Below are 441 nucleotides of genomic sequence, written 5' to 3' on the forward strand. Positions count from 1 at the left end.
CACCACGCAGTGCAGTTTTAAAAAAATGCCAGTCAAATTGTCGTGCAATGAAAAGGGTTTCAGTACCAAGAAAGTATAAGACATTGATAATATGCGCATTTTCTGCCAATGCATTACGTGTGGCAAAGATAACCGTGAGTATTAATGAACCCAAAACCAATGTTAAAATTGAAAAACCAATAAAAACAGTTGTGTGTGCCATTGTTGCAAACCGGTTTACCCAAACACGGTGATCATCAAACTGTCCTCCTGGAATTTGTGTTTTGATTGCGTGACTGATGGCACGAAAATTAATTTCTTCATTTTCTTTCAGTGTTACAATGATAAGGCGGGGAAGGGGTAATTCACTTAAGCTTAAACCTGTTCCAAGCCATGGTTCGAGCAATTTTTCAGTGGCTTTTTGGTTAACAATTTTAGCATCTTGTATACCATGAAATGTTT

At 37.4% G+C, this 441-nt stretch carries 1 protein-coding gene; it reads right to left on the reverse strand.

All coding sequences use genetic code 11. The features are described 5' to 3' along the window. On the reverse strand, positions 1-441 hold a 441-nt coding region (locus J7R05_RS08205; RefSeq protein ID WP_425490169.1), incomplete at both ends, for a cell division protein FtsX.

Origin of the sequence: Bartonella capreoli (assembly GCF_902813205.1) — a bacterium.
GTDB classification, from domain to species: Bacteria; Pseudomonadota; Alphaproteobacteria; order Rhizobiales; family Rhizobiaceae; genus Bartonella; species Bartonella schoenbuchensis.